This window comes from Pedobacter sp. KH_004 (assembly GCF_057840755.1).
This window is the reverse complement of sequence record NZ_CM174519.1, coordinates 3377725-3404328: the sequence shown is the minus strand read 5'-3', so window position 1 is coordinate 3404328 and position 26604 is coordinate 3377725. Positions and strand designations below refer to the sequence as shown.

Genomic DNA, 26604 nt, shown 5'->3' with positions numbered 1-26604 from the left:
TAAATATAGTTGTTAAAATATCGTCGCTTAATTTTTTTAAGAGTGTGCAAATATCTGAATAATAATTGTAAACAACAAGAGGGTGGTAATTATTTTTTTAAATTTAAGGCAATATCCCATTTACCAGGTTCTAAAAGCTCAAAATCAAGCGTTTCTCCCATGGTAATAATCTGCAAACGTAATGGGAATTCGAGTTTAGTGAAGGTATATAAGCTTGCCGTTTTTGTTGCCGCTTCTCCTTTCATATCTTCATATTTTCCTTTCAAAATTTTGACGCTGGAAATAGTTGGATGCTCATTTTCGCCATACTGTTTATTGCCTTGTAAAACGGCGGTTTTAATAGCATTGGAATTGGATTGTAAGGTTGCGAAACGAATTTTTATATAAACAATCTGTTCTTTCGATTTTTTGTTTTTGCTTATAAAAACCTCACCAATGTTTGCTGTTTTATTTAATAAAATATATTCTGCTGTCTTTTTTAATGTATCAGTTGGATTTTCTGAGGACATAGATTGAAACGATATCGTTGCCAAAACAAAAAAGACGGCGAGTGTTAATTTTTTCATAAATACAAAAATATAATAATACCGCACTTCAATATTTTTTTTGAGCAAAAACTAAACAACATTTTTGATACAATTTGAATATTTAATTCCGTCATTATTTATTTAAATTAGCCGCTACTAATCCCAAATATATTACGAGCACCATGCAAATTACATCTTTTAAACAATACGAAGAAGATTATAAAAAAAGTATCGAAAACCCTGAACAATTTTGGGGAGAGGTTGCACAGAACTTTCAGTGGAGAAAACCTTGGTTTAAAGTTTTATCATGGAATTTTAACGAGCCAGACATAAAATGGTTCGAAGGTGCCAAACTAAACATCACCGAAAACTGCCTGGATCGTCACTTAGAAAAAAATGGTGATAAACCCGCTATCATTTGGGAACCCAATAATCCTGAAGAAGAGAGTGTTACCCTAACGTATAAGATGTTGCACGAACGGGTTTGCCGTTTTGCCAATGTTTTAAAACGTAACGGAGCAAAAAAAGGCGACCGGATTTGCATATATATGCCCATGGTTCCTGAGCTGGCAATTGCAGTGCTGGCTTGTGCCAGAATAGGAGCCGTTCACTCGGTAATTTTTGGTGGTTTTTCTGCCAAATCCATTGCCGATCGGATTAACGATTCGCAATGTAAATTGGTAATTACTGCAGATGGTGCCTATCGCGGAAATAAACAAATTCCGTTGAAAGATGTAATTGACGATGCGCTCATCGGCTGCCCTACCGTAGAAAAATGTATTGTGCTTACGCATGTGCGTACTCCGGTTTCCATGTTGAAAGGTAGAGATGTATGGTGGGAAGATGAAGTTAAACATGTAAATGATATCTGTGAAGCCGAAGAGATGGATGCAGAAGATATGCTGTTCATTTTGTACACTTCGGGCTCTACTGGTAAACCAAAAGGCGTTGTACATACTTGCGGCGGATACATGGTTTATGCTGGTTATACCTTCACAAATGTATTCAATTATCAACCAGGAGAAGTTTATTTCTGTACCGCTGATATTGGTTGGATTACTGGCCATTCGTACATCGTTTACGGACCGCTTTCTCAAGGAGCAACATCTGTATTATTTGAAGGGATTCCAACATACCCGAATGCTTCTCGCTTTTGGGATATTGTAGAAAAACATAAAGTAAATACATTATACACCGCACCAACTGCTATACGTTCGTTAATGAGCTTTGGCGAGGAACCTTTACAAGGAAAAGATTTAAGTTCTATTCGTGTGCTCGGTTCTGTAGGGGAGCCGATAAACGAAGAAGCCTGGCATTGGTTTGATGAAAAGATTGGACATGGTAAAGCACCAATTGTTGATACCTGGTGGCAAACCGAAACCGGAGGAATTATGATCTCGCCAATTGCCAAAGTAACGCCGACAAAACCAAGTTACGCAACTTTGCCTCTGCCAGGTATTCAGCCCATTTTGGTAGATGAAAATGGTAAAGAAATTGATGGCAATGGCGTAAGTGGAAATCTCTGTATTAAATTTCCATGGCCGGGAATGTTACGTACCACCTATGGCGATCATGAGAGATGCAAGCAGACCTATTTTTCGACTTATGAGAATTTATATTTCACTGGCGATGGCTGCTTACGCGATGAGGAAGGATACTATAGAATCACTGGTAGGGTTGATGATGTTTTGAATGTTTCTGGTCATAGAATTGGTACTGCGGAAGTAGAAAACGCCATTAATATGCATGCTGGTGTGGTTGAAAGTGCAGTTGTCGGTTATCCGCATGATGTAAAAGGACAAGGGATTTATGCTTTTGTAATTAATCCAGAAATGCATGGCGAAGCAGAACTGACTAAAAAAGATATTTTGCAAACCGTTACCCGGGTAATTGGTGCTATTGCTAAACCAGATAAAATCCTCTTCGTGTCCGGCTTGCCAAAAACACGTTCGGGTAAAATTATGCGTCGAATTTTGAGGAAAATCGCTGAGGGTGATACCGCTAATTTAGGCGATACTTCAACTTTGTTGGATCCAGGCGTGGTAGAAGAAATTATAGCGGCTTCGAAAGGGCTGAAATAGATTTAAACATTCAAAGTAACCAAAAAATGCCGATCATTTGATCGGCATTTTTTGGTTTAATAAATTGGGGTTAATATCCTGGATTTTGAACTAAACCTTTATTAGCAGATAACTCACGATCTGGTATAGGGAAAACAAGTTTAGGATCGTTGTAAACAAAGGTACCTAGTGTACGCTTTGTACGTTTGTAATCATGCAATCTAAATCCTTCATAAGCTAATTCTTTTTCACGCTCATTTAGTATTAAGGCAAGTGTAGGAACCACATTACCTAAGCCAGCTCTTGTCCTTAATCTGTTGATGTCAGCAGCTGGTGTAGCTCCAATTACTGTACCTAATCTAAAGTTGCATTCTGCTCTAATTAAGTATTGTTCAGTAATGCGGGCAACAGGAATGTTTCCAAAATAATCATACCATTTTTTAGTGAATAAACCGTTTTTTGCACCTGTACCTGTATAAATTAAATCTGTTTGTCTTTTATCGCCAATTTCGAATGCATTAAAAAAAGCTGTGTTAACACTTGCATCTCCACGACCAACATTGCCGCCCGTTGAATTTTCATAACTTGCATAGAAAGTAGCTAATCCATCATTTGATGATCCTGCATTGCTCTGCTCATTTTGAGCGATTTCAAAAATACCTTCACTTGAATTTCTGGTTCTAAATGGAGCTTCTAAAGATGTAGTTATTAACGAATACGAACTGTTGTTAATAATGTCATTAGCAAGATCTCTAGCCAATGCATATTTTCCTTCTTGAAGATATACTCTGGCCAAAAACGCCATTGAAGCATACATTTCATCAGCACCTTCAAGTTTTGTAATTGATGATTTAAGATCATTTTCAACAGCTGTATAAACATCTGCAATAGTATTTCTTGGTACATTAGTAACAACATCACTTGTGCTTTGCACTGCTTTCGTAATAATTGGTACACCTAGGCCATTGTTTGTTCCTGCAGCATCAAAGGGTTGCGCATATAATCTTACGAGTTCAAAATGCATAATCGCTCTAATAAATAGGGCTTTACCCTCAATATTATTTTTGGTTGTTGCATTGCTAACCACGCTTGAAGCTGACAAAACTGTATTTGCTACGTTTATGGCCCTATAAGCAGATACCCAGGTTCGTAATACGTCAGCATTAGTAGAGATAATTGCTTTATTTGAGATATCTCTGTAGGTACTAAATGAACCTGTCCAGTTCAAATATCCATTGCTGGCATATATATCTGGAAGAAAAACAAGGTTAGTGCCGTATAAATCTCCAGTTGCTAATACTGTATATGCACCTATTAATGCGTTTTGAACATCAGCTGTTGTAGATAGCGCTACATCAGATGAAATTGATTGCTTTGGCTCGATTTCCAATTGCTTTTTACAAGAGGAAGCAGTAAGTATAATAATACTAGCGGCCAATATACTTTTATAATAATTTTTCATATTTCTAATATTTATATCCATTAAAGCCCAATGTTTACACCAAAAGTTATTGTTCTGGCTTGTGGAGGTGTATAAAAATCGTGTCCTATTTGGATATTATTGGTTTGTAGAGATGAACCCGCAGGTGTATTTACTTCAGGATCATATCCATTGTATCCTGTGATTGTGAATAAATTCTGTGCCGAAGCGTAAATTCTAACATTCTGTAATTTGTATTTTGTTATAAATTCTTTTGGTAAATTATAACCGAAAACAACACTCTTAACCCTTAAATAAGAACCATCTTGAATGTACCTCGAAGATGGTCTTGTACCATTTGCAGAATCAAATCTTGGTTGTGGTATAGATGTAATTCTATTTGAGGTTGTCCAATAATTTAGCTGATCAATTGTTTGGTTGTCAAAATAATCTCCATTGGCAGATTGAAAGCCACCAGCCATATTATAAATATCATTGCCCTGAACAAATTGGGTTTGAATATCCAAATCAAAATTTTTGTATGAAAAACGATTTCCAAATCCCCCGTAATATTTTGCATTTGGATCTCCGATTTTTTGGTTTTGTGCTGTATTGTAGCTATTTGTGGTTGCAGTTCGGCTTGCATCGATATAATAAATTGCATCACCATTATTTGGATCTACACCAGCGTAAGCTTTACCATAAAAATATCCAAATGGTTCACCTTCTGCAATTCTGCCCAGAAATCTTCCGCCAGTAAAAATTGGCTGGCCATCTACCAAACGTAGAATTTTGTTTCTATTAAAAGCAATATTAAATGATGTAGTCCAGTTGAATTCGCCTACAAAATTTCTGGTATTCAGTGAGAATTCCAAACCTTTATTCTGCATATCGCCAATGTTCTGTGTAATTGAAGTAAAGCCATTGGTTGCTGCAATTGGAACATTAAGTAATAAATCTGTAGTTTTTTTCTTATACGCTTCAACAGTACCTGTAATTCTATCTGATAAGAAACCAAAATCTAAACCGATGTTAAAGTTTGAGGTGTTCTCCCATGTTAAGTTAGGATCGCCCAGCTGATTTGGAAGAGTTCCTGCAGTACCAGCATAATTAACACCACCATACAATGTTCTCGATGCGAAATTTCCGATTTCCGCATTACCAGTTAATCCATAACTTGCTCTAACTTTCAATAAACTCAGCCATGTGCTTGTTTTTAAAAAATCTTCATTTGTAGCAATCCATCCCAATGATGCCGCAGGGAAAGTACCATACCTGTTGTTTGCCCCAAATCTTGATGAACCATCTGTTCTAACCGAAGCGCTTACTAAATATTTGTCATCATATTTGTAATTTACTCTAGCCAGATATGAAACAAATGAGTATTCGGTTTCAAAAGAACTTCCTGACGAAATTGTTGCTGCACTGGCAATTTTAACAAACCTATCAGACGGAAAACCTGTTCCAGTTACTGTGCCATATCTAAATTTGGTATCTTGAAAAGTAAAACCACCTAATACGTTTAGGCTATGTTTTTCATTAAATACTTTGGTATAGTTTAACGTATTATTGGTATTAAAGTTGATCGATTTTGCATTGTAATCATTTCCATACCCACTTGTACTACCACCATCTTGCGTTTTTGAGCCAAGATATTGCTCTTCTTCCAAATTGTTAAAATCAAAACCATATTCGCTTCTAAACACCAAATCAGGTGTAATTTTTAAACTGGCGTAAGCATTTGCAAATGTTCTGTATGTTGTAGAAAGGTTACTGCCGTTCGCAATATCAATTAATGAGTTATAATAAACAGTATTACTATTTAGCTCACCAGATGCATCATAAATTGGTTGTATTGGAGGGAGTGCATTTAATTGCAAAGGATTTGAAAATGCATTATCTGTAGGGATACGATAATTATCTACTTTTGATATGTTTATTGCCCCGCCAATATCAAGAAATTTTGAAACAGTGTGATCTAGGCTCATTCTGCCGCCAGTACGAACATATCTGTTGCTCACAATGATACCATCATTATTACTGTAATTACCAGATATTAAAAAACGGGTTTTGGCATCACCTCCATTAATATTCAGGTTATATTGTTGTACATGGCCTCTTCTAAAAGATGCATCTACCCAATTTGCATCTGCAGTACCATCCCAATCATTTGTTCCTGTATAATCAGCCCACAATTCAGAAGAATTAACATAACCATCGTAATCAACGTTCTTGAATGATTCTTCCATTAATTGTTTATACTGTGCAGCATTCAAAAATTCGCCTTTTTTCGTCGGATCGCTAAAGCCTGCATAATATCCAAAGTCAATATTGGTTCTGCCTTGTTTACCTTTTTTAGTAGTAATTAGAACAACTCCATTTGAACCCCTTGCACCATAAATAGCCGCAGAAGCCGCATCTTTTAATACTTCCATTGATTCTATATCATCAGGACTAATAGCTGCAAGTGGATTGTCTGCCTCAGTATAGGTTCCTAAGGCATCACTAACGATTGGGACACCGTCAATTACAAATAAGGGTTGGTTGCTAGCGGAGATAGATGATATTCCTCTAACCCTAATTTGAAGCGCTTGACCTAACTTGCCACTGCTTGAATTTATAAATACCCCTGGCGCTTTTCCTTGCAATGCACTTTCGATAGTAGCAAGCGGCCTGTCTTTCAAATCTGCAGACGTAATTTTGGCGATCGACCCCGTCACATCTCTACGATTTTGCGTACCGTAACCCACTACCACCACATCAGATAATGTGGTATTTTCTTCGTCTAAACTGGCATTGACTGTACTGCCTGCGATAGCTATTTCCTTGGTTTTAAATCCGATAAAAGTGAAAACCAACGTTTTCGCGTTTGCCGGTACGCTTAGTTTGTATGAACCAGTTGCATCGGTTTGAGTACCATTTGAAGCGGCGCCCTTTACGTACACACTAACACCAGGTAAAGGCCCTGAACTGTTGGAGGTAACTTTCCCGGTTATGACTTTATCTTGTGCGAAAGCAAGTGAAATCAAACCGAAAGATAAAATCATACTTAATAGTAGTTTTTTCATCAAATTTTAGTTTTAGTTAATAATGGTTTATAGTTAGAGGAATGATAAATCAATGTAACAAAATTTTTATTTAAAACATTTAAGAATGATTGATTTTAACATTTAATATCGTTTCGAAAGCGCATTTCGAAACAAAAATTGGAGATGGTTGTTGGTAAAATAGATTAAAATTTGATTTACTTAAAAAAACTCAAAATGGATAAGTTAGAAATTAAAGGAAAGTGGAACGAAATAAAAGGTAAAGTTAAACAAGCTTATGCCGATTTAACTGATGATGATTTGAAGCACGATGAGGGACAAGATGATGAGTTATTAGGGAGACTTCAGCAAAAAACAGGTAAGGGAAGAGACGAATTAGTAAAGTGGATTAATTCTTTGTAATCATTTGTTTATAGATGAAAAACAGGCGGTCAAATTTGATCGCCTGTTTTGGTTTAAGCTTATTTCTGTCCGGCTAATTGAATTTTTTTGAGTAGTTTTAATCATCCCAAATTTATAGCCAACCAACAAGTTTTTAATTGCAAGCCTACTATGAGTAAAGCGTTTGTTGTCCTTTTGTTTTTGATGGGATTTATCTCGTTAGAGCATATTTATGCCGAAGACGTGAAGCCGAAAGTTTCTTTTTATTATCGTCAGCTCGATAATCGGAATGGATTATCAAACAGCTCAATTAATTCAATTTTTCAAGATAAAGACCAGCTTTTATGGATTGGCACCTGGGATGGTTTAAACCGGTATGACGGAGCTAACTTTACGGTATACAATCATAATATTGATAAGATAGAGAACAGCATTGGGAGCAATGTAATTTTATCCATTAAAGAAGATAAAAAAAATAATATCTGGATAAATACCATCGGTGGTATCTCTCGCTACAATAAAGTTTCAGGTAAGTTTAGCCGTTATTTTTATAAAAATACTTCACCACAAAAAATACGGGAGAATGAATACGACCTTATTATAAGCAATGATGGGATAGTTTTTTGTTTTTCAGCAAATGGAGTTTTAAGCAGATACGATTTTGAAAAAGACAAATTTATAGCATACCAACAATTCAAGACCCATGAGGTCATTGTTAAAATGAATTTTGTTGGCGATCAACTTTGTTACCTTAATAAATCTGGAGAACTGAAGTTGGCCAAAGTTGGGCAGAAGACTTTACAGATTGAAAAGAAGTTCACCGATCCTAAGGGAATAAGCAATTTCTTTATCATCAATGGTAAAATTATTTTCACAACTACTACCGAAAGGCAATTTCTAGTTGATCAAAACTTTGCTGTAGTGCCCATTGACTGGCCAAACAAAAAGATCAAAGCAGTTTCGTTTTATAAATCTCATTATGTAGTGGCCTGGGAAAACCAAGGTTTGAGTGTTTTTGATTCAGACTTTAAAGCATCGAGTTTTTTAAAAAATGAAGTTGCTACCGTCGAAAATCTTAAAATTACTGCTTTAAATGTAGGTACCGATCAGATATTATGGTTGGGTACAGACGGAAACGGTTTAGTTGAGATTTACCCAAAAGAAAATTTTTTCGGCTTATTAACCAAAGTAAATGGCACCAATATAAATAAACCCATAAGGGCTTTTGCAGAAGAAGGTGGTAATTTATGGGTAGGGACCAAAGGAAATGGGGTTTTAATTTTTAACAATTTTTGGTCGGAGAACAGGGCAACTAACAAGCCGAAAAAAATTGATGCGAGCTCCGGGTTAGAAAACAACTCCGTTTTTGCAATTCAAAAAGGTGCAAACCAATTTATTTATATAGGCACCGATGGTAAAGGACTTTCTGTGTTTGATTTAAAGTTGAATAAACTATTCAATTGGAAAGATATCCGCAATACTAACAAGCTTCCTGAGTTTAAGTCGGTTTATGCCATTATTCAAGATCCTGATGGTTCTATTTGGATGGGAACCAGTGGTTATGGTTTGGTTCACCTCAAGCTCGTTCGAAATCCGGATCAATCAATTTCCATTCAGCATTTTAAGCAGTACTCGTCCTCATCAGTGGAAAAAAATGGACCCGTAAATGATATTATTTATGCCTTGGCTCAAGGAAAGGATAATCGTTTATGGATCGCTTGTAGATATGGTGGATTAAGCGTATTAAACAAAAAAACCGGAAAATTTAAAACCTATAAGGCTTTTGGCTACGAAGGTAGCTTGTCGCACAGTGATGTTTTATCACTGTTTTATGATAGTAAAAACCGGCTATGGATTGGTACCAGTTATGGCCTGAATTATTTATCGTACGAAGAATCTTTAAAAGATAAACCGAAATTTATAAAAATAACAACTGATAAAGGATTACCAAATAACACGATACATGCTATTCAGGAAGATGTGATGGAAAATATTTGGCTAAGTACCAATAAAGGTTTGGCCAAAATAAATCCAGCCAACAACAGCATAGCCAACTATCAGGAAAGCGATGGTTTACAAAGCAATGAGTTTAGTGATGGCGCAGCTTTTAAAACAGCAAATAATAACCTGCTTTTTGGGGGGATTTATGGTTTTAATTATTTCTTGCCAAAAAATATTGTCGAAAATATCAAACAGCCCAACTTGTTGATTTCTGATTTGCAGCTTGGTGGAAAGGAATTTCAGAATAATCAGTACCTTATTGTTAAGGGTACACAGAAAAGCGCTCCAACATTCGAGTTGGAGCGCAAAAGCAATTTCTTCCAATTTTCTTTCAATGCACTAAACTATTTTAGTGCATCCAAAAATGAGTTCGCCTATAAACTTCAAGGCCTTGATCGAAGCTGGCGTTATACCGGCACCGACGGGAAAATTGCCTACTACAATATTCCTCCAGGTAAATATGACTTGTTGGTGCGTTGGAGTAATGGCGAAGGAATCTGGACCAAGGACGTTGTTGCGCTTAGGCTAGATGTAAAACAATATTTCTGGCTAACCTATCCAGCTTATGCATTTTATATGTTGCTTTTTATTATTGGTGGATATGCCTTTCATGTATACCGAAAAAACAGGTTGGAAATGAAATTTAAACTCGAGCGGGAGTATCTGTTCAGGCAAAAAGATGAAGAAGTGCATTTGCAGCGAATTAATTTCTTTACCAATATAGCCCACGAAATTCAAACCCCCTTAACGCTCATTTTAGGCTCTGTAGAGCATTTTATGCAAAAACGCAATGCTCTAGATAAATCAATTGATAAAAATTATTTTCTTTCGATTGTGCATCAACACACTGCCCGCTTAACCTATTTGGTGCAGCAGTTACTAGAATTTAGAAAAGCTGAAGCCGGTTATTTAACAAGAAGCGACGATTATTTCGATATTAGCAAATTACTGAATAGCTTGACTCAACTTTTTGTGCCTGCTGCAGAAAAAAACCAACAAAAATTTGCCCGCGATATTCAACAAGGAATTGCTGGATTTATAGATAAGGATAAGTTTGAGAAGGTTCTCTTTAATTTGCTTTCGAACGCATTTAAACATTCAGGTAAGGAGCAAGAAATTGTTTTTAAAGCAAATTTTGATTCCGAAACCCAGGATTTGGAAATCGTTGTAGGCAATTCTGGCTGCCAACTTCAAGAGGTAGATTTGAAGCATATTTTTAAAGAATTCTACATCGGCGGAGGCAATCAGTTTGAAAAACAAAGCACAGGCATTGGCTTAGCCTTCACAAAAGAACTAATCTCGATTATGGACGGGAACATTCAGGTCTATTTAAAAGACGATTGGATTTATTTCAACTTCAAACTTAAACTTCAACAGACTATAGAAGGTAAAGAAAATGAGGTTGTTGCCTCAGCTCCATCCTATTTATTTGAATCGATACTGAAGCCCTATAACGAAGAAACTGCCGAAGAAAATAATAAAATTGCTTTAATTGATGATTTAAAAGGCTATTCCCCATCGAGTATTTTAGTTGTTGAAGATGATGCTTCCTTACGATTCTTGATTAGAAACATCTTGAAAGATTCATACATTGTTTACGAAGCCAAAAACGGTAGGTCGGCCTTGGAATTTCTAAAAAACAATACGCCGGATATTATCATTAGCGACGTAATGATGCCGGATATGGATGGGCTTGAACTTTGCAAACACGTTAAAACAGCACCTTCAACCTGCCACATCCCTTTTATCATGTTATCGGCCAAGGGTACGGAAGAAAGCAAAATTGAAGGTTATGAAACGGGGGCTGACGCCTATATTTCAAAGCCTTTCCATGTAAACTATTTACAAATGCGGGTGCGGAAACTATTAGACTACCGAAACCGCATGAATCATTTAATTAAAGACCGAAATATAAACAACCACTTTGTGGATGTTGATTTGGAGCAGGGTGATAAAGAATTTCTAAATGCGTTGGTAAAAGCGGTGGAGGATAATTTAGCAGAACCAGATCTAGATGCCTCGAAGCTGGAAGATATTTTATGCATCAGCAAAATGCAATTGTATCGAAAATTAAAAACTTTGGCGGGGATGACACCCTCTGAGTTCATCAAAAGAATTCGGTTAAAACATGCTGCGGTTTTACTCCAGAATTCGAAATTAAATGTCTCCGAAATTTTCTATTTAACAGGCTTCAACAATAAATCTTACTTCTTCAGGGAGTTTAAAAAGATTTATCATCTGGCCCCAAATGAATACCGTCAGAAACAGCACGAGGGAACAAGCCCAACAGAAATTTTTTAAGCAAAATGCCTTCAAAACGCTCTTTTGCAATAATAGTGAACTAAAATGTTATTATAGTACACTATTGTTGCACAGCTTCCAAGCTATATTTGCTCTCAATCAAATATAAATCTTTATGAAAAAAAACAGACGTATCTATGCATCGTTGGTTTTCTTGTTCTTAGCCGTTACCGGTTTTACAAGTTATGCGCAAACTAAAATAACAGGTAAGGTTACAGATGAAACTAATCAGCCTTTGCCTGGTGTTGTGGTGATGCAAACCAATACACAAAACAAAACTTCTACCGATGGAAATGGAGTATATGTTTTAACCCTTCAGCCGGGTTCAACTCAAACAGTAACTTTCACTTACATAGGCTACAACGCCACTACTTCATCACCGACAGGCGGGAGTTTGAATATTTTATTAAAACCTTCATCACAATCATTAAACGATGTAGTGGTAGTTGGTTATACCTCTCAAAAGAAAGCGTCAATTACAGGTTCGGTTGCAACGGTTGATATGAACGATTTGCAGAAAACCAGAATTGTTGATGTTGCTCAGGCACTTCAAGGTCAGGTTGCAGGTGTATTCGTAGCTGCCAATACAGGTGCTCCTGGTGATGGTATAAAACTTAGAATTAGGGGCGAGGGCACTTTGGGGAACAACGATGTACTTTATGTAATTGATGGGGTACCTACCCGCGATATTTCTTTTTTAAACCAAAGCGATGTAAAATCGATGACGGTTTTAAAAGATGCTGCTGCAGGCGCAATTTATGGATCTCGTGCGGCTAATGGTGTCGTTGTAATTACGACTATTAGTGGCAGTAAAGGAAAGGCAAACATCAATGTTGAGTACTTTACAGGCTTTCATCAAGCCACAAACTTACCAAAAATGCTTAATGCCGATCAATACTTAACAATAAAAGACCGAGCATGGCATAATACTTTAGGCAATGCAGCAAATGCAGTAAGTCCATATCAGGCTGCCAGAAGTAGGAATGATTTATCCGATACAGATTGGTTAGGGGAATTATTCGAAACTGGAAAATCGAAAAATCTTCAGGCTTCTGTAAATGGAGGCTCCGATCAGGTTCAGTATTTAATTTCGACTGGCTATTACAAACAAGATGGTATTGTGGTTCAGGATCATGATGGTTACGAACGTTTTAATTTCAGATCAAATGTAAATGCCAACATCACAGATCGTTTTAAAGTGGGCACAAACCTACAATTAAGCTTTGCTAAGCAGGATAAATTGTCTTCAAGTGGTGATGTACCGGGGGTTATCCGCCATGCATTATTGCGTCCGCCAGTTTTGGGTGTATATAAACGTGTAACTGACCCTACTTATTCGGCAGCAAATCCCTACACCGATTTACCTTTTTATATGGGCAACAATAATGGCTGGGATAAAAATTTCGAATTCAGTTCAAATCCTATCGCTATCGTGAATTTTACTAACGATAAGCGTAAAACCTTCCAAACTTTTGGAAACCTCTATGCCGAATATGCGTTCTTAGGCGATAAATCTTTAACATTCAGGTCAAGTGTAGGTGTAGATATCAGTTTTACGCATAATAAAAACTTCGCTCAAAATTATGGAGATGATAACGACAACAACCCTGATGAGCTTTACCCAGGTAAGGGCAGAAACAACAAGCCTAATAATTTAGATGAAAACAGAGGTGAAGTGATGAACTTTACTTTTACAAATACCTTAAATTATGTAAAAACCTTTGCGCAAAAGCACAATGTGAATTTCTTATTAGGTGCTGAAAATATTTCTAGCAAGTCGTCTGCAATTGGTGGCAGCAGACAGAATTTTGATAAAAGTACATCAGGTTTTCAGTATTTGGATTATGGAAGCTTAACTAATATTTACAATTCGGGTTCGGCAAGTGAGTTTAATTTGGTCTCGTTTTTCGGTAGCGGAACTTACAATTTCGACAATAAATACTTTGCTACTGCCACTTTAAGGGCTGACGGTTCATCCCGTTTCGGACCAACAAACAAGTGGGGTTATTTCCCGTCGGCATCTGCCGGATGGATAATCTCCAACGAGGAGTTTATGAAAGATGCGCAATGGATTTCTGAATTAAAACTGAGAGGAAGCTGGGGCCAGGCTGGTAACCAGGAAATTCCAAATAACACTTATCAAACTTTGGTTTCAGAATCTGGAGGTATAGTAAATGTAGTACGCTACGGTAATCCGGATGTGAAATGGGAAACCACTACACAAACCAACTTCGGTATCGATTTCGGAGTGCTTAAAAACAGACTATCATTTACTGCAGATTATTTCGTGAAGAAAACAGATGATATCTTATTAACAGTTGGTTTGCCAGCGGTATCTGTAGGTGTTATCGATCGTACCTACGTAAATGCAGGCGAATTGACCAATAAAGGTTTTGAGTTTGGTTTAAACTTCAGAAACCAGGAACATGCTTTTAAATACAATGTGAATGCAAACATTGCTACTTTAACAAACCGAGTTAATAAGCTGCAAGAGTTTGTAAAAAACATCAACGATGATAGAACGCATACCAGAACAGAAGCTGGACAGCCGATTAATTCGTATTTTGGTTTAGTTTTCGATGGCATTTATCAAACACCAGCAGAAGTAAGTAGTTACTTATATTCAAATGCGAATGGTGCTTTGCCAGGTGATATCAAATTTAAAGATTTGAATGGCGATGGGCAGATCAATGCTGATGACAGAACATTTATTGGAAATCCGGTTCCAAAATTAACTTATGGATTCGCTTTTTCATCATCATTTAAAAAGTTCGATTTCTCATTCTTATTACAAGGGGTACAAGGTGTAGATCGCTATAACGATTTAAAACAGATTATCAATTTCGACAGCCGTCCATTTAATTCGATGACATCGGTTTTGGATAGCTGGAACGGACCTGGTACGAGTAATACTTTACCTCGAGTAACCTTCAATAACAATGGTGGCGGTAACGTTTCCAGCGTATTTGTAGAAGATGCATCGTACTTAAGACTGAAAAACATCGAAGTAGGTTATACTTTCGATGTGAAGAAGATTGGCGTTAGAAATGTGCGTTTGTATGCATCAGGGCAGAATTTACTAACAGTAGCAGATTATACAGGTTTAGATCCAGAGTCGACCTCATTAATTGATCAAGGCACTTACCCACAATCGAAAGCATTTATTGTTGGTTTGAAAATTAGTTTATAAACCTTTTTTGCACAAGTATTATGAGAAGAATATTATTTATAAGCGCAGTGTTTAGTGTATTAACATTTGCGGGTTGCAAAAAGCAACTTACTACCGAAGCGATAGGTTTAACTACGTTGGAACAGGTAAATACCACACCAACACTTGGAACAGTAGAAAACTCGGTTAACTCTGCCTATCAGTTATTATCTAACCGCTTAAATATTTTGGCACAATGGGATTGGGCAGGTGGCTTAGTTTTTCAAAATGATCTGGTGATGCAGGATATTGCCTCAGATGATATGGAGAAGAAGTGGAATCCAGATGGTGATCAGCCTTGGATGGACGATGTGAATAACTTCACCTTTACATCTACCAATGGCGGACCTAATGGTTTATGGAAATATGATTATGAAGGGATAAAAAGATTAAATATCGCCATCGAATTATTAACTAAAACCGATATTGAGGCCATTACGGGAATAACCACAGCTCGTAAAAATCAGCTCCTTGGAGAAGCTTATTTTTTAAGATCGTATTATTATTTCTCATTGGTTACCAATTTTGGCGATGTGCCATTAATTTTGAAACCAGTAAGTACATACCAGGAAGCATTTGAAGTTGCTGTCAGGGCAGATAAAAACCTGGTTTGGGATAGAATTAAAGCCGATTTAAATTTAGCAAAAGGTTTATTGCCAAATGCAAAATACAGCTCGGCAACTGAGAGATGGAGAGCCAATAAGGGTTCTGCTATTGCACTGTTGGCAAAATCAGCGTTATATACCGAAAAATGGGCCGATGTAGTAACAAGTGTAAATGAACTTCAAGGATTAGGTTTTTATAGCTTAAACGCAAATTATTTCGATAGCTTTAATCAAACGAAAGAGTTCGCCGAAAACGAAAATATCTTTGTTTACGATCATCAGTCAAATCAAAATCCACTAAAAGGCAATGGTATTTGTGCGCCTTTGGGTTGGGGTTTCTTTGCTCCTAGTACTGATTTTCTTAATGCTTTTGAGGCCAACGATCCAAGGAAACTTTATACGGTCGATGTGGCAAATCAAAACATAAATAAGTTATTGGGTAGTACAAATGGATCGAACAAAGGAAATGATGATGCTGCTAACAACAAAATTTACATCAGATATGCTGATGTACTGCTATGGAAAGCTGAGGCTCAAAACGAATTGGGTCAATATGCAGATGCAGTAACCATTATTAATCAAGTTAGGACAAGAGCAAGAACAAGTTTAAGTGCTTTAGGTGTAATGCCACCAGCAGGTACATTGCCAGATCGTGCTGCTTCAAGCGACAAGGCAACTATCAAAAACTGGATAGTCTCTGAACGCAGAGTCGAATTGGGTTTCGAATCGCAAAGAATGTTGGATCTTAAACGCTGGAAATTAGCTAAAACGGTAATGACTGGTAAAGGCAAAAATTTCCAGGATAAGCATTATCTATATCCGCTACCACAGGCTGAAGTAGATGCTTCTGCAGGTACACTAAAACAAAACCCAGGTTACTAACCGTTAATTAATTGTTGTTTGTTATTGATTTGGCAGGCAACAATTAATTTTTTCAAACGCTATTCAAGTCGGTTTTTTATCGGCTAATGGATAACTATTCCCTAAATATTATGACAGATAGTGCTAAAAGATTTCCGCAGAACCCTATTTTATCTCCAAAGGATTTAGTTCCAAGTATACCAGGATTAGAGATTGCTTGTTTGCTCAATCCCGGAGTTTTTACGTTCCAAAATAAAACCTGGTTACTCATTCGCGTAGCGGAAAGGCCCGAGCAAAAAAATGGAATTATATCCTTTCCGGTTTTAAAAGGCAATGGTATTGAGATTATTGCAATACAAGAAAATGATCCCGACTTGGTAGCTGATGATCCTCGGGTAATCAATTATAAAGGTGCCGATTATTTAACCACGCTCTCACATTTGCGTTTGGTTTGTAGCGATGATGGCATTAACTTTTATCAGCCAGAAGGCTACCCTTTGTTACAAGGTGAAGGCCCTGATGAAGCTTTTGGTATCGAGGATTGTCGCGTAGCATTAATTGATGGTACTTACTATCTAACTTTCACCGCCGTTTCCGAACATGGCGTGGGTGTGGGGATGCGAACCACAAAAGACTGGAAAACCTTTGAAAAACATGGGATGATTATTCCTCCCCATAATAAGGATTGTGCGGTTTTTGAAGAAAAAATCAATGGGAAATTTTATACCCTTCATCGCCCGAGCAGTGTAGATTTAGGGGGTAACTACATCTGGTTGGCCGAATCTCCAGATGGAATTCATTGGGGAAACCATAAATGTATCATCAAAACCCGCAAAAATAATTGGGATAGTAAACGGGTTGGTGCAGGTGCGGCTCCAATTAAAACTGGTAAAGGTTGGTTGGAAATTTACCACGGCGCAAATGCCGAACATCAATATTGTTTAGGTGCTTTTTTGATGGATTTGAACGATCCTTCGAAAGTACTGGCACAAACGGATGAACCGATTATGCGTCCGACTGCCGAGTATGAAATGTGTGGCTTTTTTGGTCAGGTGGTTTTTACAAATGGCCATACCATCAATGGTGATGAACTCACCATTTATTACGGTGCTGCCGATGAATTTGTGTGCGGCGCCAAGTTTTCTATTCAAGATATTTTATCGCAATTAAAATATAACCATGCTAACTAAACTAAAATCAGAAATTGCGCACTTCAAAAATCAGTCGTACAATTTCCGGGTACTTACTTTAACCAACTTAATTTACAGTATCGTACTTCCTGTAATCGATATTTTTGTGGCGGCTTATGTTATGCGAAGTTCCAACGATCCGGTTAAAGTTGTAATTTATCAATTGACAATTTATACCGGTATTCCAATTACGTTTTTCTTGAATGGCTGTTTGCTGAGTAAATTTTCTATTAAAACATTGTATTCCCTGGGTATGATGTTAAGTGGAGTTTCGATGATGGTGATGATGTCGTTAACCACTTTGGATAATACCGGAATTGGTATTGCAGGATTAATTATGGGCATGTCGTTCGGTTTTTATTGGGCCAACCGAGATTTCCTTGCATTGGCCATTACCAATGATGAAAACCGAAACTATTATTATGGTTTAGAAACCTTTTTCTACACCATTATCGCGGTGGTAATTCCTGTACTTATTGGCTGGTTTATCGAATTTAATGCTGTAACTGGTGGCGCACATTTGGCTTACAAAATTGTAACGGGAATGGTTTTCGTGATTACCATACTGGCTTCCATCATGTGTTTCAGAGGCAACTTTCAAAATCCTACAGAAAAGAAATTTGTTTATTTTAAATTCGATCCGTATTGGTATAAATTACTGCGTTTGGCTACTTTAAAAGGGTTGGTCCAAGGCTTTCTGGTAACTGCACCTGCCATGTTAATTATGCTGTTAGTTGGTAAGGAAGGTGCGTTAGGCACAGCGCAATCTATCGGGGCCATTATTGCTGCGATAGCGATGTACATTATCGGTAGAAATACTTCGGCTAAACACCGTCTTTATATATTTGGGACAGGCTTGGTGCTCTTTGCAATCGCTGCGGTAATTAACGGGGTTTTATATAGCAGCCTGGGAGTAATCCTTTTTATGTTGTTCTTGTTACTGGCTAAACCATTGCTGGATTTAGCATATTTTCCAATTCAGTTTAGTGTAATCGATATCTTGACCAAAAAAGAGAAAAGAAGCGAATTTGCTTACATCTTAAATCACGAAGCAGGCCTCTATGTTGGCCGATTAACGGGAGCGGGTACATTTTTGATCTTGGCTTATTGCTTTTCTGTTGAAATTGCTCTGCGTTATGCCATTATTATTGTAGCAATTTTACAGTTAGTCTCTTATTGGGTAGCAAAAGGAATTATTAAGCAAGGAAAAATAGAAAATATAGAAGAAGCACCCATTTTAAGTAATGAAGAACCTGGTGTGGTTGCCCCAATATAAAATAAATTGATCAATCTTAGTCGGTATTTTCACCGACCGAAACACAGAAAATATGAGATTTAATTTCAAAATTTTTTTCGCATTGTCGCTTGCCTTGAGTTATGGCGTAGCGCAAGCACAAGTAAAACAGCTTAAGTTAAGTAGGGTAGAAGAGATGGCAAATCTGCCTCAGCCATTAGAAATTATTGATTGGAAACTGATGGCCCAAAACTTCGATAAAACCGTTTATGATCTCAATGCCAAAGGCGAATATTGGCCAATGATCTGGATGGATAGCACCCGAAAGAATTTCGATCAGCCGGTGATGGGGATTTATACAGCTGTTGGTGACGTTCGTCAGGGGAAGAACAACAAAGGAATGTTTCATGAGGCTTTGGCCAACATGGGTGCGGTGATGGGTGCCAGTTTAATTGGGATCGATAAAAGTAAACAGAACGGTGTGAACTATGCCGCCATGCTGAAAAATTATTTCAACCGCGATACCAAATGGAATATTATGATGAATAATACTGCTCCGGAAGTAGCGCTTTTAGGTGGCGGTTATGGTAGAGATTGGTGGTATGATGTTTACCCGAATGTGTTGTTTTATGCCGTTTACGAGCAATATCCTAATGAAAAAGATTTCGATTGGATTGCTAAAAGTATTGCTGAGAAGTTTTATAAGGCAGATTCTATTCTGAAAGGCGATTACAACTACTCGTATTTTGATTATGCCGCAATGAAGCCCATGAAAAACCAGATTTGTGCACAACAAGATGCCGCTGCCGGCCATGCCTGGGTATTGTATTCGGCTTATAAAAAGTTTGGCGATAAAAGATACTTGAAAGGTGCCATTAGTGCGATGACCGCTTTGGAAAGCAATAAGATTAATCCAACTTACGAACTGCTGATGCCTTTCGGAGCCTATTTGGCGGCAAGGATGAACGTTGAGCAAGGAACAAATTTTGATGTTCAAAAACTTTTAGGCTGGACGTTTGATGGAACCGCGGTTTGCCGCGAAGGCTGGGGTGTTTTAACGGGTAAATGGAATGGCTATGATATTTCTGGTGTGGTAGGAAGCACGGTGGATCATGGTGGTTATGGCTTTTTAATGAACACATTCGATGCAGCCTGGCCATTGGTGCCAACCGTTCGCTATGAACCGGCTTATGCCAACGCCATTGGAAAATGGATGTTGAACGCGGTAAATGCTTCGCGGTTTTTTTATCCGCGATATATGCCTGCCGATAGGCAAACTATTCCTGAAAAAACAGCAGTTACCAAAGGCGTAATTGCTTATGAAGGTTTTGCCAAGACTTCTACGTTCGATACGCTTTACATGGATAAAAAAGGTCCAGTGGCACAAGGCGATGGACCAAAGTGGGTACCTGGCAAAAATCCTGATGTTTCTCAATTTAGTGTTTATGGAAGCGGCCACGTAGGGATATTTGGGGCAATTGTAGAAAAAACAAATGTAGAAGCCATTTTAAAATTGGATGTTTTAGCCACAGATTTTTATAAAAACAAAGCGTACCCAACCTATTTGATTTACAACCCGTATGCCCAGAATAAAGCTATTGTTTATCAAGTGAAGGGAACAAAAAAAGTAGATCTGTATGATGCCGTTTCGCAAAAATTTATCGCCATAAACGTTACAGTTAAGAGTAGTATTTCTATTGCTGGCAATCAATCCGTTTTAATTGTAGAAACGCCTGCAGGAAGTAAGTTAGCAAGCGCAGACAAAAAGCTAATGGCAAATGGTGTGGTAATTGATTATATGAAGAAATAAGGTTTTTAATAGCGCTCATTCTTGGTCAAGCACTGCCTTTAGGCGGTGCTTTTTTTGCACAAAACAATGTTATTAAACCCGATAGAAGCGACAGCTCCCGATTTTTTCAAGCGGAACTACAGCGGATAGTGGGACTGCTTTATTCATAATCTACTGCACAAGTCATTTTCAAATTGGGCCGCAGATCACTTTGGATTTATTTAGTTTTTGATAAGAATGCCCAATAAAAAAGCGTTCCGGCTTTTACACCGGAACGCTTTCAATTATTTAAGGTCTTTGGGTTTTTAACTTAAACCCTCAGCCTTTTTACCCTCAACCTTTCTTAGTATCCAAATATCTGCTCTAAGCTTAATTTGGTAACAGCACCATATTTGGCTAAATCGGCCATGTTAATTTTTTTCTCTGAGGCTACCACACAATAGTTATAAGGCTTGCCTGAGATATTTCCGTTGTGAAATGATTTTACATCTGCGAAGCTTAAGGGTTTCAACGCAGCATATTCATCAATACGAGAATCATGATCGAAACCTAGTTTTTTATCGGCCAAATAGGAATATATGATACCATCTTTGGTTATCCTTGCAGTTTCAATTCCATTTAAAGAGTTGTTTTTCGAAAGATCGAAAGATTTGTCTGACTCAGGCAATACCGTTAAAAGTTCGTTCATTCCAGCTACCGCTTCATTCATCTTGTCCGCTTGCGTACCTACATAAGCCACCATGCTATTTTCTTTGTCTTTGCTATTTGGTGAAGAATAAACAGCGAAAGTAGAATAAGCCAGGGCTTTAGATTCGCGAATAGTTTGGAACACGATAGAACCCATGCCACCACCAAAATAATTGTTAAACAGACCAATTTTTGCTGCGTTGGTAGGGTCGTATAAGCCTGCATTGCGTACCCAGCGAATTTCTGCCTGTACCATATCGTAATCTGCAAAGTAAACTTTGTTAGAATCTGTCGTGGTATAAACAAACTTTTTCATTGGAGCTGCTGGTGTAAAATCCTTACCCAAAGCATGAACTTTCGCTATGTCTGTAGAGAATGCATCTAAAGCTTTCGGACCGAAATACGTAATCGTGTGTTTGTAGTTGGTTAAGTTGTGCAACAAATAAATCAAATCAGACGATTTCATGTTCTTGATTTCATCATTGCTTAATCCATAATTAAAAGGATTATCAGAGCCATATTGTGCATAGCTCATCAAACCTCCTAAAATTGATGATTTATTTAATTTCGCATTTTCTCGTGATTTTAATAAACGGCCTTTTAAATCTTCGAGTGCTTTTTCGTTTGGCTTACAATTCGCTAAAACATCTTCTAAAAGGGCTACAGCTTTATCAAAGTTTTCTTGCAAACCGCTTAAAGAAACAGTTGTTACTTCCGTACCTACGTTAATATTGTAGTTACAGGCCAAGTTATAAAAAGCCTTGCTAATATCTTCTGCCGAATATTTATCGGTACTTAAAAAAGCTAAATATTGAGCAGCGTAAGGCAATAACTTGTAGTTGTACGAACCCATTTCAAAACGATAGCCCATTCGGAAAATACCGTTTTCAGTATTCTGCACTGCGATTACATCAGCGATGCCAGCTTTACCAAAATTTAAGTCCTTTTTGTAATCTAAAAATTTAGGTGCAATTGGTTTAATTGGAGAACTGATAATTGTTTTTGTGAAAGGAGAAACTTCGTTTGCATTTGTTTTTACGGCAGTGATAGTCGGTTTTTCTACTTTCATGATGCTTTTGTCTTCTCCTTTATGTTTCAGAAGAACCGCATAATTGTTGATGAAAAACTGGTTTGCAAAATCAACAATTTCCTTTTTGGTAACCTTCGCCATTGCATCGGTAGAGGCCAGTGTTTTGTCCCATTCTGTACCGCGGTTTTGGATAAATGAATTCATCGTTGCATCAGCTCGAACATCGTTGTTATCATAACCTTGCAATTCAGCCAACTTAATGTTGGCAACAGTAGCTTTTATTAAGCTTTCGTCAAATTCACCTTTTTTAAGCAGATCTAATTGTTCTAATAACAGTTGCTGAGCCTCTTCTAAAGTTTGTCCGGCTTTTGGGGAGCCTGATAATATGAAAACGCCATAATCCTTCATCGAATTATAACCCGCGTTAGCCCTCAACATTTTTTGTTGTTTATTGATGTTGATATCCATTAAACCAGCTTTGCCGTTTGATAGGATGCTACCGATTAAATCTAATAGCAAACTTTGACGGGTATTTTGGGCATAACCGCGATAAGCAATATAAAGGTTTTCTGCACTAGGACCGTAAATATCAACCTTCTGAATCTGAGTAAGTGGTTTCTCTGGTGCTGGGTTATACAGCGCTAATGGTTTCGAAACCATGTAAGAGAAATTTTTATCAATTCTTTTGATCAAATCATCATAATTAATATCTCCAGACATGATTAAGGCCATATTATTAGGCACATAATACTTGTTGTAATATTTTCTGATTTCTACCAGCGACGGGTTTTTTAAATGCTCAATAGTACCAATTGTGGTTTGTTGGCCGTAGTTATGTGTTGGAAATAGGGCATAAAGCATTTTCTCATACATTTTACGTCCATCGTTGTCCATACCAATGTTCTTCTCTTCGTAAACGGCTTCCAGTTCGGTATGGAAAATACGGAAAACTGGGGCACGGAAACGCTCTGCCTGAAGAGATAAAAACCGATCAATATTATTCGATGGAAGATCTTCTTCGTACACTGTTTCTTCAACTGAGGTGTGCGCATTGGTAGAGTTACTGCCAATGGATTTCATCATTTTATCATATTCATTTGCAATAGAATATTCAGATGCTTCGCCAGAAACCTTATCAATTTCTTTATAAATCTCCTTACGTTTAGCCGGATCAGTTGTTTTGTTATAAGTTTCGTAAAGTGCCTCCACTTTGTCTAGCAAAGGTTTTTCTTTCGCATAATTTAAGGTTCCGAATTTATCAGTTCCTTTAAATAGAAGGTGCTCCAGATAGTGGGCTAAGCCGGTATTTGTTCTAGGGTCTGTATTGCTACCAGCCCGTACAGCCATTTTATAGGTGATGTTCGGTTCTTTATTATTTTGCGATAAAATTACAGTAAGCCCGTTTTTTAGCGTGTAGAAGCGAGATTTAGTAGGATCGTTGGTTACGTATTTATAGCTGTAACCCCCAGAAGTTCCTGTTTTCCATTGATAAGAAGTTTGGGCCTTTGCCACCGAACTTGCAACAAGAAAACAAGCTAATGTAAATAGTTTGATTTTCATTTATTTGGTTTATGATAGTGATTGAAGTACTGAACTTTTAAATCCAATCCTCACATTAATAAGTTGTTTAATCAAATATATATGCTTTCCGGCATCGAATGAAATGCTTTAAAAAAATATATTCTTTTAGAGGGATAATAAATGATTTTCGCATATAAAATAGCGCTTTATTGTGCCTTGATTTTATATTCTGTATTTTTACCAGCATGACAAAGCATAAAGCAAAGCCAACTATTTTAGTAGTAAATGATGATGGTATTACCGCTACCGGAATTAAAAATTTGATGGAGGTAATGCAGGAAATTGGAAATGTAGTTGTGGTTGCACCCGATAGTCCACAAAGCGGAATGGGGCATGCAATTACCATCGGTAAACCCATTCGTTTTGATAAAGTAAATCTTTATGATGGCGTGGAGATGTATAAATGTAGCGGCACTCCAGTAGATTGTGTAAAGCTTGGAGTAAATAAAATTTTCAAGGGCAAGAAACCAGATCTTTGCGTTTCGGGTATTAATCACGGTTTAAATAATTCCATTAATGTTTTATACTCAGGTACCATGTCTGCCGCGGTTGAAGGTGCCATCGAAAAAATACCGTCTATTGGTTTTTCAATGGATGATTTTGCTGCTGATGCGGATTTTAGTCATACTAAAAAGTACATTAAGGATATTTGTCTTCAGGTGCTTGAAAATGGGCTGCCAGAAGGCGTTTTGTTAAACGTAAATTTTCCGAAGGGTGATCAACTCAAAGGGGTGAAAGTTTGCAGGCAAGCAAATGCTAAATGGATGGAGGAATTTGATGAGCGTGTTGATCCATACAAACGGCCATATTATTGGTTAACAGGTGTTTTCGAAAATTTTGATAAGGGTGAAGATACCGATGTTTGGGCATTGGAACATGGCTATGTTTCAGTTGTGCCAGTACAGTTCGATTTAACGGCGCACCATGCCATTCAAACTTTAAACGGATGGAATTTTATTGATGGTGATATTTCGAAATCCGATCAAGGGAAAACCACTATTTCTGCTCCTGATGGAATCAATTTAGGCTAATCATATCTCTATATAACATGAGCGATAAGTTAAGGAGACTCACAGATTCTGTTTGGATTGGGCTGGCGATAGGTTTAATAATACCAACTATTTTATGTGGACTGGCTTGGTATATCATTCATCATGTAGCATCGCTGGCCAAGGCTGATTTGCTTTACATCGGTGGCATTGCTGTTAATGCTTATGTAATGCAATATTTTTTTAAATACAATAAGGTTAACATTGGCAGAGGAATTTTAGCTGCAACATTTTTGTGTGCATTTATTTTCTTCGCCTACAAGGTTTTTTAAAAAGATGGCGACCTGCATGTTATACTTGATACTAACTACTTAATACCAAAATGAAATACTACCTCGTAGCAGGCGAAGCATCAGGCGATTTACACGGAGCAAACTTAATGAAAGCATTAAAGCTCGAAGAAGACGGGGCCGTATTCCGTTATTTTGGCGGCGACAAAATGCAGGCTGAAGGTGGCGAGTTAGTAAAACACTATGCTGATATGGCTTTTATGGGTTTTACAGAAGTAATTTTGAATTTGAGAACGATTTTTAAAAACCTTAAAAAGTGCAAAGCCGATATTTTAAACTGGCAACCCGATGTATTGATCCTAATCGATTTCCCAGGTTTCAATTTAAAAATAGCTGAATTTGCCAAAGAGAATAACATCCGGGTTTGTTATTATATCTCTCCAAAAATTTGGGCCTGGAATCAGAAGCGGGTGCTAAAAATCAAAAAGGTTGTTGACCATATGTTTTGCATTTTACCTTTCGAGGTAGATTTTTATAAAGAATGGGGTATGAAAGTGGATTATGTTGGAAATCCACTTTTGGATGAGCAGGCTGTTTTTTCTCCCGATCCGGATTTTTTCTCCCAAAACAATTTAGCTGAACAGAAAATCATTGCATTATTACCTGGGAGCAGAAAACAAGAAATTGAGCGATTATTACCGGTAATGCTCAGCATTACAGATCAATTTCCAGCCTATCAATTCGCCATTGCTGCTGCACCGACTTTCGATGAAAGTTATTATCAGCAGTTTATCGGCTCCAAAAAAGTTAAACTTTTATTTAATAACACTTACAACTTATTGTATCATGCCCATGCTGCAATTGTGGCCTCGGGCACAGCAACCTTAGAAACTGCTTTGTTTAAAGTTCCACAGGTGGTGGTTTATCGTGGAGGGGCAATTTCTATTGCTATCGCCAGGATGTTAGTGAAGATTAAGTTCATTTCCCTGGTTAATTTAATCGTGAATAAAAAGATTGTAACCGAACTTGTTCAGGAAGCTTGTAACACTAAAAAGGTGGGCGAAGAGCTTCAAATTATTATGGAAGGGGATGGGCGAGAAAGGATGCTTCACAACTACAAGGAGTTACTCCGTTTGATGGGAAAACCTGGTGCATCTGCCAAAACCGCAAAGCTGATTAAGGGGTATCTTTCGGCGATCCCAGATCAACCAAATTAAAATCAGATTAGTAAAATCACAAATCGCAGCTAATTTTTAGTCAATGCCGTGTTTTTTAGATGACAAATCTAATAAAACGTTTTTGTAACGTTTTTTTTACGACTAAATCGATTTATCGCGATGGATAATTTTTAATATTGATTAATTAATCATCCTACTTCATGAATACTAGCCCTATCAGATATT

At 37.4% G+C, this 26604-nt stretch carries 15 protein-coding genes; 11 read left to right on the top strand and 4 right to left on the bottom strand.

The window, feature by feature from the left end:
- Positions 1–89: 89 nt before the first annotated feature.
- On the bottom strand, positions 90–566 hold the full coding sequence (locus AC3ITD_RS14480) for a hypothetical protein (protein WP_489360786.1): 477 nt from the start codon (positions 564–566) through the stop codon (positions 90–92).
- Positions 567–697: 131 nt separating this feature from the next.
- Here AC3ITD_RS14480 and acs point away from each other — a divergent pair, with 131 nt between their 5' ends.
- Complete coding sequence (gene acs / locus AC3ITD_RS14475) at positions 698–2608, top strand: acetate--CoA ligase (protein ID WP_489366685.1); 1911 nt, start codon at positions 698–700, stop codon at positions 2606–2608.
- A 70-nt stretch (positions 2609–2678) separates the two neighbouring features.
- Here acs and AC3ITD_RS14470 read toward each other — a convergent pair whose 3' ends face one another.
- Both AC3ITD_RS14470 and AC3ITD_RS14465 read right to left on the bottom strand, forming a co-directional pair.
- Positions 2679–4049, bottom strand: coding sequence for a RagB/SusD family nutrient uptake outer membrane protein (locus AC3ITD_RS14470; RefSeq protein ID WP_489360784.1), 1371 nt, complete (start codon positions 4047–4049; stop codon positions 2679–2681).
- 20 nt (positions 4050–4069) lie between these two features.
- Positions 4070–7075 carry a SusC/RagA family TonB-linked outer membrane protein gene (locus AC3ITD_RS14465; protein ID WP_489360782.1) on the bottom strand — a complete coding sequence of 1002 codons (3006 nt, stop codon included), beginning with the start codon at positions 7073–7075 and terminating at the stop codon, positions 4070–4072.
- Positions 7076–7270: 195 nt separating this feature from the next.
- Between AC3ITD_RS14465 and AC3ITD_RS14460 the strand changes: the two genes are divergently transcribed.
- The 7 genes from AC3ITD_RS14460 to AC3ITD_RS14430 all read left to right on the top strand — a co-directional run bounded on the left by AC3ITD_RS14460 (position 7271) and on the right by AC3ITD_RS14430 (position 20645).
- Complete coding sequence (locus AC3ITD_RS14460; protein WP_056848604.1) at positions 7271–7456, top strand: CsbD family protein; 186 nt, start codon at positions 7271–7273, stop codon at positions 7454–7456.
- A 150-nt stretch (positions 7457–7606) separates the two neighbouring features.
- Positions 7607–11737 (top strand): hybrid sensor histidine kinase/response regulator transcription factor, encoded by a 4131-nt coding sequence (locus tag AC3ITD_RS14455; RefSeq protein WP_489360779.1) that lies wholly within the window; start codon positions 7607–7609, stop codon positions 11735–11737.
- A 115-nt stretch (positions 11738–11852) separates the two neighbouring features.
- Positions 11853–14927: a SusC/RagA family TonB-linked outer membrane protein gene (locus AC3ITD_RS14450; RefSeq protein WP_489360777.1), complete on the top strand. Its 3075-nt coding sequence runs from the start codon at positions 11853–11855 to the stop codon at positions 14925–14927.
- Positions 14928–14947: 20 nt separating this feature from the next.
- A complete protein-coding gene (locus AC3ITD_RS14445; protein ID WP_489360775.1) occupies positions 14948–16432 on the top strand; it encodes a RagB/SusD family nutrient uptake outer membrane protein in 1485 nt (494 codons plus the stop codon).
- Positions 16433–16542: 110 nt separating this feature from the next.
- Positions 16543–17601, top strand: a complete 1059-nt coding sequence (locus AC3ITD_RS14440) for a glycoside hydrolase family 130 protein (protein ID WP_489360773.1) — start codon at positions 16543–16545, stop codon at positions 17599–17601.
- Positions 17591–18877, top strand: a complete 1287-nt coding sequence (locus AC3ITD_RS14435; RefSeq protein WP_489360771.1) for an MFS transporter — start codon at positions 17591–17593, stop codon at positions 18875–18877. Before AC3ITD_RS14440 ends, AC3ITD_RS14435 begins: the two co-directional genes overlap by 11 nt.
- A 52-nt stretch (positions 18878–18929) precedes the next feature.
- The gene (locus tag AC3ITD_RS14430) at positions 18930–20645 is read left to right on the top strand and encodes a hypothetical protein (RefSeq protein WP_489360769.1); all 1716 of its coding nucleotides are present in this window, start codon (positions 18930–18932) and stop codon (positions 20643–20645) included.
- Positions 20646–20967: 322 nt separating this feature from the next.
- Here AC3ITD_RS14430 and AC3ITD_RS14425 read toward each other — a convergent pair whose 3' ends face one another.
- On the bottom strand, positions 20968–23901 hold the full coding sequence (locus tag AC3ITD_RS14425) for a M16 family metallopeptidase (RefSeq protein ID WP_489360767.1): 2934 nt from the start codon (positions 23899–23901) through the stop codon (positions 20968–20970).
- A 206-nt stretch (positions 23902–24107) separates the two neighbouring features.
- Here AC3ITD_RS14425 and surE point away from each other — a divergent pair, with 206 nt between their 5' ends.
- From surE to lpxB, 3 genes are read left to right on the top strand one after another with little or no spacing between them, the layout of a single operon-like run.
- Positions 24108–24953: a 5'/3'-nucleotidase SurE gene (gene surE / locus AC3ITD_RS14420; RefSeq protein WP_489360765.1), complete on the top strand. Its 846-nt coding sequence runs from the start codon at positions 24108–24110 to the stop codon at positions 24951–24953.
- A 17-nt stretch (positions 24954–24970) separates the two neighbouring features.
- The gene (locus AC3ITD_RS14415) at positions 24971–25243 is read left to right on the top strand and encodes a stationary phase survival protein SurE (protein ID WP_489360763.1); all 273 of its coding nucleotides are present in this window, start codon (positions 24971–24973) and stop codon (positions 25241–25243) included.
- 50 nt (positions 25244–25293) lie between these two features.
- Positions 25294–26418: a lipid-A-disaccharide synthase gene (lpxB, locus tag AC3ITD_RS14410; protein ID WP_489360761.1), complete on the top strand. Its 1125-nt coding sequence runs from the start codon at positions 25294–25296 to the stop codon at positions 26416–26418.
- The last annotated feature ends 186 nt before the right edge of the window (positions 26419–26604 follow it).